7 protein-coding genes are annotated in these 8,094 nt (G+C 68.4%); 4 read left to right on the forward strand and 3 right to left on the reverse strand.

The genetic code is table 11. From position 1 onward, the window contains the following. From VFQ05_08450 to gltA, 4 genes are all read left to right on the forward strand, one after another. On the forward strand, nt 1-933 hold a 933-nt coding region (locus VFQ05_08450; protein HET9326786.1), incomplete at its 5' end, for a 2-oxoacid:acceptor oxidoreductase family protein. Nucleotides 934-941: 8 nt separating this feature from the next. Next, nucleotides 942-3,242, forward strand: coding sequence for a thiamine pyrophosphate-dependent enzyme (locus tag VFQ05_08455; protein HET9326787.1), 2,301 nt, complete (start codon nt 942-944; stop codon nt 3,240-3,242). Between the two features lie 2 nt (nt 3,243-3,244). Further along, a complete protein-coding gene (locus tag VFQ05_08460; GenBank protein HET9326788.1) occupies nt 3,245-4,087 on the forward strand; it encodes a sulfide/dihydroorotate dehydrogenase-like FAD/NAD-binding protein in 843 nt (280 codons plus the stop codon). A 5-nt stretch (nt 4,088-4,092) separates the two neighbouring features. Further along, nucleotides 4,093-5,505 (forward strand): NADPH-dependent glutamate synthase, encoded by a 1,413-nt coding sequence (gltA, locus tag VFQ05_08465; GenBank protein HET9326789.1) that lies wholly within the window; start codon nt 4,093-4,095, stop codon nt 5,503-5,505. 33 nt (nt 5,506-5,538) lie between these two features. Here gltA and VFQ05_08470 read toward each other — a convergent pair whose 3' ends face one another. The 3 genes from VFQ05_08470 to VFQ05_08480 all read right to left on the reverse strand — a co-directional run. Continuing rightward, nucleotides 5,539-6,039 (reverse strand): DUF6582 domain-containing protein, encoded by a 501-nt coding sequence (locus tag VFQ05_08470; protein ID HET9326790.1) that lies wholly within the window; start codon nt 6,037-6,039, stop codon nt 5,539-5,541. Between the two features lie 82 nt (nt 6,040-6,121). After that, complete coding sequence (locus VFQ05_08475) at nt 6,122-7,579, reverse strand: hypothetical protein (GenBank protein HET9326791.1); 1,458 nt, start codon at nt 7,577-7,579, stop codon at nt 6,122-6,124. A 105-nt stretch (nt 7,580-7,684) separates the two neighbouring features. Beyond that, nucleotides 7,685-8,094: hypothetical protein (locus VFQ05_08480; protein ID HET9326792.1), on the reverse strand; the 410-nt coding region annotated here is incomplete at its 5' end.

The raw sequence follows: 8,094 nt of genomic DNA on the forward strand, positions 1-8,094 counted from the left end.
GGCGGTCTCGGGGCGCACGCGGCGGGTCAGATTCTCGCCTCGGCCGCGGTCCTCAAGATGGGCATGAACGGCTCCCACTTCTCGTCCTACGGGTCCGAGAAGAAAGGCTCGCTCGTCCGCTCGTTCGTCCGTCTGGGTCCGCCGGATCGCCCGATTCGCACCAGCGCGCCGGTCGAGAACCCGGACGGCATCGTGGTCTTCCACGCCGCGCTGCTCCGCAATCCCGCGACGCTCGCCGGCCTGCGCCGCGACGGCGTCCTCCTCTTCAACTCACCCGCCGGGTCCGCGCCGGAGGCGCTCGCGGCGCTGCCGAGTACCGCGCACGCGGTGCGCGTGGATGCGTTGCGAATCGCGGTGGAGGAGACGTCGCGCCCGAACGCGGTTCTGCTCGGCACGCTTTGCGCCGTGTTCCCTCGGCTCGATGCGAACGCGGTCCTCGAATCGCTGACCGAGGAGTTCGCGGGCAAGCACCCGGAGGCGGTCGCGGCGAACACTCGCGCCTTCCGCCGCGGCGCGGCGGAGTACGAGTCCCTCGAAGGCATGGGGCGAGCGGAAGGGGACCTGCCCGTGCTCAGGCCCGAACCGGTGTGGGGCTACGAGACGCAACCGCCGGGCGGCGTGATCCCGGAGGCCGGCAACACGGCGTGGAACGACCTCTCCACGTCGCGCACCGGTTGGATGCCGGTGCTCCACCACGAGCAATGCATCCACTGCGGATCGTGTGACCTCGTGTGTCCGGATTTCTGCCTCGTCTGGGGCGACGGCGTGGATGGCCGGTTCGAGCGCCAGCTCATGGGCATCGACTACCGCTACTGCAAGGGCTGCCTGCGCTGCGTGGAGTCGTGCCCGACCGGGGCGCTCACGCGCGAGACCGAAACGCAGGGGTTGGCCAACGAGCTTCGAGTCCCGTTGTTCCCGGAACTCACTGGATAGGGGGCGCCATGTCGACGGATCTCCGCCTGCCACTCGCCGGCAGTCCTTCCACCGGGACCGCGCGCCAGATGCTCGAGTTCCGGAGCGGCAACGAGGCTGCCGCGCTGGCGGCCCGGGATATCGGCTTCCACGTCATGGGGTACTTCCCGATCACGCCCTCCACCGAGGTCGCGGAGAACCTCGCCAGAATGCAGGCGGCCGGCGAGCTCGAGACGGTGATGATCGCGGCCGACGGCGAGCACGGCGCCGCCGGCATCTGCTACGGCGCCGCGCTCGGCGGCGGCCGGGTGCTGAACGCGACGAGCTCGCAGGGTCTGCTCTACTCGCTCGAGCAGTTGCCGGTGCAGTCAGGCACGCGGGTTCCGATGGTGCTGAATCTCGCCGCCCGCACCGTCTCCGGCCCGCTCGACATCCGTGGCGACCATTCCGACCTCTATTTCGCGCTCAACACCGGCTGGATCATTCTCTGCGCCCGCGATCCGCAGGCGGTTTATGACCTGAATTTCGCCGCGGTGAGGATCGGCGAGCACCCCGACGTGCGCCTGCCGGTGATGGTCGCCTACGACGGATTCTTCACCAGTCACCAGAAGCGGCGCATCCGAGTGTTCGACGATCCGGTGGCCGTGCGGCGATTCCTCGGCACGCGGCCGGACTTCCCGACGCCGTTCGACATGGAGCACCCGAAGACGTTCGGGCCCTACATGAACGATCCAGACCTCATCAACAACAAGTTCCAGCTCTCGCTGGCCATGGAGGCGGCGCGGCGTGTGATCCCGGAGGTCTTGGGCGAGCTGGAAGCGATGACGGGCCGTCCGTATCCCATGCTGGACGAATACCGGATGGACGACGCGGATGCCGCGGTCGTGCTCATCAACTCGGCGGCGGAGACGGCGAAGGAGACCGCGGACGAGCTGCGCGCCAAGGGCCAGGCGGTCGGCGTGCTGTCGCCCAACGTGCTCCGCCCGTTCCCGGCCGCGGGCTTCCGCAACGCCCTGCGCCGCGTCCATGCGGTCACGGTCGGCGATCGCGCCGACTCGTACGGGGCGGATGGAGGCAATCTCTCGCTCGAGATCCGCGCCGCGCTCCAGCTCGATCCCGACAATCACACGCGCGTCGTCTCGCGTGTCTACGGGCTCGGCGGCAAGGACTTCCTCGGCGCGGACGCGGCGCAGTTCTTCGCCCTGGCCGCCGAGGCGGCCGGGTCCGAGCGCGTCGCCACGCCGTTCGCGTACCTCGGCTGCACGCCGGGACGCCCGGGCGGCGGGCCCCGGCCGGGGCTCCCGCGGATCCCGGCCGAGAGCACCCGCGGCATGGCGCTCGTCCAGGTGGACGAACCCACGGGCCGGCTCCGCGTCGAGCTCGAGCCGATGTGGAAGATGACGTCGGTCCCGAGTCGCATCGCGCCCGGCCACGGCGCGTGTCCGGGCTGCGGCTACTTCCCGACGTTCCACCAGATCAGTCGCGTCCTCGAGGGCGACATCGTCGTCCTCTACCAGACCGGCTGCGCGATGGTGGTCACGACCGGGTACCCGAACACCGCCCACCGCGTGAACTACGTCCACAACCTGTTCCAGAACGGCGCAGCGACGTTGTCGGGCCTGGTGGAGATGTACCGCGAGCGCGTCCGGCGCGGCGAGCTGCCGGCGTCCGAGGACGTCACGTTCGTCATGATCTCCGGCGATGGCGGGATGGACATCGGCATGGGAGCGGCGCTGGGGACGGCGCATCGCAACCATCCGCTGATGATCCTCGAGTACGACAACCAGGGCTACATGAACACCGGCGCCCAGCTCTCCTACTCGACGCCGCTCGGCCATCGCACGTCCACGAGCGAGATCGGTCCGCGCGGCCCGGGGAAGCGGTATCACCACAAGGACACGGCGCAGATCTTCGCGGCCTGTCACCTGCCGTACGTCTTCACCGCGTCCGAAGGCTATCCCGAGGACCTCATGCGCAAGGTGGCGAAGGCGCAGTGGTACGCGAAGCGTGAGGGCACGGTCTACGGGAAGATCCTGTCCTACTGCCCGCTCAACTGGCGGACGCCCGACGATGGGGCGGAGCCGGTGCTGCAGGCCGCGATCGACTCGTGCTTCTTCCCGCTCTACGAAGTGGAGCACGGTCACACGACGCTCACCTACGACCCCGAGGCCGTCGATCGCCGCCGCCCGGTGACCGCGTGGCTCGAGCTGCTGGGAAAGGCGCGCCATCTCCTGAAGCCCCAGAACGCCGCGACGGTGGGGGCGCTGCAGGAGGAAGTGGACCGCCGCTGGCGCCGTTTGAAGGCGATGCACGAGCATCCGGAGCTATAGCCATGACGCGCATTCTCGAGGCACGCCCGCTCACCCCGGTCACCAAGTTCTTCCGGCTCGACGCGCCGCTCATTGCGGCGTCCGCCCAGCCAGGCCAGTTCGTGATGCTGCGCGCGCGCGAGGGCGGCGAGCGCATCCCGATCACGATCGCCGACTATGACCGCGAGACGGGTACGGTCGTCATCGTCGTGCAGGAGGTCGGCGCCACGACGCGGCGCGTCTGCGCGCTCGAAGCCGGGGAGGAGATCCTCGACGTCGCGGGGCCATTGGGCAGTCCGATCGAGCTGCCCGCGGGCGGCCACCTGTGCGGCGTCGGCGGCGGCTTCGGCACCGCGTCGCTGCTGTGCCTGATGCGCGAGCGGCGCGCGAGCGGCGGCCGGACCACGGCCATCGTCGGCGCCCGGACGAAGGACCTTCTGATCCTGCTCGACGATCTCGCGAGCCTCTGCGACGCGGTCGAAGTCTGCACCGACGACGGCTCGGCCGGCTTCCGCGGCTTCGTGACCCAGCGTCTCGCGCAGCTCATCGCCGGAGACGGCCCCGGACGCCCCGACCATGTCGTCGCGATCGGGCCGATGGCGATGATGCGCGCGGTCGCGGAAACGACGCGGGGGCACAGGGTGAAGACGCTGGTGTCCATGGATCCTCTGATGGTGGACGGCACCGGCATGTGTGGCGGCTGCCGGGTCATGGTCGCCGGCAAGCCGCGGTTCGCGTGCGTGGATGGCCCATGCTTCGACGCGCACGACGTGGACTTCGACGTCGCCATGCGCCGGAACAAGGCGTACGTCCGGCAGGAGCACGCGGCGCTCGAGCGCCTGGCGTGCGCGTCGGGAAGGGATTGAGCGTCATGCCCGTCAAGCGCCCGGAGAAGACGACCATGCCGACCCGCGAAGCCGGCGAGCGCGCTCACACCTTCGCGGAGGTGAACGAAGGCTACTCGGTCGCGCACGCGTCGTTCGAGGCGGAGCGCTGCCTGCGGTGCCAGGACCCGGTGTGCGTGAGCGCCTGCCCGGTGCAGATCCCCATTCCCGACTTCATCCACGCGGTCGCCGCGGGCGACATGGCGGGGGCGGCGAGGATCCTGCGCTCGGCGAACCCGCTGCCGGCGATCTGCGGGCGCGTTTGCCCGCAGGAGCTTCAGTGCGAGGGCTCGTGCAGCATGGGTGGACGGTGGAAGCCGGTCGCGATCGGCCACCTCGAACGCTTCGTCGCCGACTGGGAGCGGTCGCAGCCGATCACGACCCGGCCCGCGATCACGCGCTCGGAGCGGATCGCGGTGATCGGCGCGGGGCCGTCGGGGTTGGTGTGCGCGGGCGAGTTGGCGCGACACGGCTACGGCGTGACCGTGTACGAGGCACTGCATGCGCCGGGCGGCGTGCTCCGCTACGGCATCCCGGAGTTCCGGCTTCCCAAGGCCGTCCTCGACTGGGAGATCGCCATGCTCGAGTCCGCCGGCGTCGAGTTCCAGTGCAATATCATCATCGGCCGGACGATCACACTCGACGACCTGATCGCGAAGCACGGCTTCGCCGCCGTCTTCATCGGCACCGGCGCGGGGCTGCCCCAGTTCCTCGGGATCCCCGGCGAGAACCTGAACGGCGTCTACTCGGCGAACGAGTTCCTGACGCGCATCAACCTCATGCGCGCGTACGATCCCGAGGCCGACACGCCGGTGCACGTCGGGAGGCGCGTCGCCGTCATCGGCTCCGGCAACACCGCCATGGACGCGGTGCGCACGTCTCTTCGGATGGGCGCCGAGGAGGCGATGATCGTCTATCGCAGGAGCGAGAAGGAGATGAGCGCGCGCGTGGAGGAGTACCAACACGCCAAGGAGGAAGGAATTGATTTCCACTGGCTCACGAGCCCGCTCGAGATCCTGGACGACGGCGACGGCTGGGTGAGCGGCCTCCGCTGCCAGCGAATGGAGCTGGGCGCGCCCGACGCCTCCGGCCGCGCACGCCCGGTCCCCATCCCGGGCTCGGAGTTCGTGCTGGCCGTGGACAACGTCATCCTCGCGATTGGCACCACCCCGAATCCGCTGCTCACGCGCACGACCTCCGGGCTTGCGGTCACCGAGCACGGCTGCCTGCTCGCCGATGAGCGGACCGGGCTCACGTCGAAACCGCTCGTGTTCGCGGGAGGCGATGCCGTGACCGGCGCGGCCACCGTCATCCTCGCGGCCGGCGCCGGCAAGCGCGCGGCGCGGGCGATCGTCGAGGCGTTGGCCACGCGAACGCTCGTGACCAGGCTTCCCTCTTGATCTCCTTGCCGGTCAAGACGAGCAGGATCGCGGTTACCTGGGGCGATGCGAGACCTCAATCCCGTATCTCTTCGCCGCTGCCTTGATCCGGCGCCACGCAGCGTCGCGCGCGGAGTTGCTGACGCGCTCGACCTGGTTGAAGCGCGCGATCGCGTTCCGGACATGCCGCGCATCGGTCAGCGGTTCTTTTCGCTCTTTGGGGAACGCGAACTGAGATGCGCTCAGTTCGTGCCTGGTATGGGAAGTCATGGGGTGTTTCCCGCGCTTGGGCGGCTTACCAGCTCTGCGCCGCGAGGCCGACACTCTTTGGGCCTTCCTGACATTCTTCCGTGCAGCAGTTTTCTGACGTTGGGTAGCCATGTTCGCTTCCCCCTTCCGGGATCGGCTTACAGCAAGCGATGAGCCATCACCAACCTTCAGCGAGTCCAGGCTCGAACTGTATGGAACATGGGCCGCTTGGTCGCCCCAGAGATCAGCTCCGCATGGACAGAGCACGAAATCTTTGGACCACGGCCATGCACGGATTACAGGCATCCCGCGATGAATGAGTTCCGACGTCGTGGAGTGGAAGTCTCGACGAGCTGCACCAGCGGGAGCTGCGAGAACGCTGGCAGGATCAGTTGAACCATACCTCCGCTCGTTTCTTGCCCGGGTCGTTGATGTCGTCTCCGCCAATGACCATGATGCGCGCGATACCGCTGCCGTCGGCGTAGCTCACCGTCGCGTGATTGAAGAGGTTCTTGCCGCCGGCCGACCCAATCGTCTGTGAGCCCGTCGCCCCGTTGAAGCTGCTGACCGCGCCGCTCCCGGTGATCTGGGCATAGCTCTGCTCGGACGCGCCGCTCGAGGCGCCGTTGTAGATCCCGGCCGTGACCAGGATGTACCCGCCTCCGAGCACCGCGGTGTGCTTGCTGCGCGTCTTGGTCATCGATGAGGTCAGCCCCCACGAGGTCGACGCCAGCGCTCCGGTGCGCAGGTTGATCCTGGCATGGGCCACGTCGTCCAGCGTCGAGCTGGGAGAGGGATCGTGGGGGGCGATGGTCCCGGTCTCACCACCCAGGCTATAGAGGTATCCGCCGAACGAGAGCATGGCGTGATGACTCCGAGCCGCGGGGAGCGAAGGAAGTGCCTGCCAGGCGCCGAGCGCGCCGGACGTGTCGATGCGAGTGTGGTAGACCGTCGCGACCGGCACGTTCCCGTTGGTGCTGCCGCCCGCGATGTAGAGATCGCCGTGGAAGATCGTGGCTCCGAGCGAATGGAGGGGAAGCGGCAGATTCCCGGCAGACGTCCAGTCGCTGACCGTCCCGTCGGTATTGAGCCTGCCCTTGTAGATGGCGACGGTGGGCTGGCCAGCCGCGTCCGTCGCACCCCCCAGCACATAGAGATGGGAGGCGCTCGCCACGCGCGAATTGAAGGGTGTGGCCACCACCGCGGCATGGAAGGCAACGGCGCTCGGAAGGCTCAGGGTCGAAACCCAGTCGCCGATGTGACCGCTCGCGTCGACCGCGCTGAAGAGGACGTCGTTGCGTGGGAGATGGGTGCTGTCGGATCCACCGAGCACGTAGACCATCGTGCCGACACCGCCACCGGGAGGCCCGGCCACGGCTGCGGCATGACCGCTGAGACCGACAGGGAGCGGCGTGCTCGCGCTCCAGCTGATCGTCGAGGGGCTGAACGTCGCGCTCTGGGTCACCGTGAACTGAACCGTATCGCTCATGCCTTTCGCGGTCTGGACTCGAACCGGGCCGGTGGCCGCGCCGGATGGGACGGTGGCCACGATGAAGTCGTTCGTCCAATCGGACCTGATCGCGATCACACCGGCGACGCTGCCTCCGCTTCCATTGGAGAACCAGACCCGTCCTGACTGACCCTGAAAGGAGCCGAAGTTCGTTCCTTCCAGAATGGCCGTGCTGCCGATCGGGCCGGAGGGCTGGGTGGCACCGTTGATGGTGATGAGAACGGGCGGGCCCGACAGCACCGGGTCGAGGAGGGCAGAACCCTTGTCGCCGCCGCACCCCGCGAGCGGGCCTGCAAGCAGGGCGAACGCCAAGATCGAGCAATGCTTCAGCGCCATTGTCGCACCTCTTCGGCCAGTGAGATCGCTGGGGGGATGAGGGCCTGGGCCCTGACACGCCAATGGAACCGTTATCGACCCGCGGGGTGCGGAACTACATGAAGCTCAAGGACTGGATCCGCTGAGGTTCTCTTGAAGATAGGAGAGAACCGTTCGGAGCACGCTCGAGGTGCGCGGCGTGGGGTCACCGTTGTCGAAGCCGTGTGCCGCTTGACGGTGATTGACGATCACGACCGGTGCGTCTGCCGCGAGTGCCTCCTGGACAAAGCGATCGACTCCCTCGAGCAGGTCGGGAATCTCGTCGCGGCCCGCGCGGACGAGCATCATCGGCGCCATGGAGGCCGCGCTCTCGCCGAGGTGAGGCCCGGGTGAGTACTCCTCGAGCTGCGCCGCGGTCAGGTGCTGCCTCAGGTGCGTGGAGACGCGCAGATCGATGATGGGATAGATCGCCACGATGCAGCGCAGCCATGGTGGACGGCGCCGGATGGGCGGGCCCAGCAGCATGCCTCCTGCCG

This window comes from Candidatus Eisenbacteria bacterium, assembly GCA_035712145.1.
Classification (GTDB): domain Bacteria; phylum Eisenbacteria; class RBG-16-71-46; order RBG-16-71-46; family RBG-16-71-46; genus DASTBI01.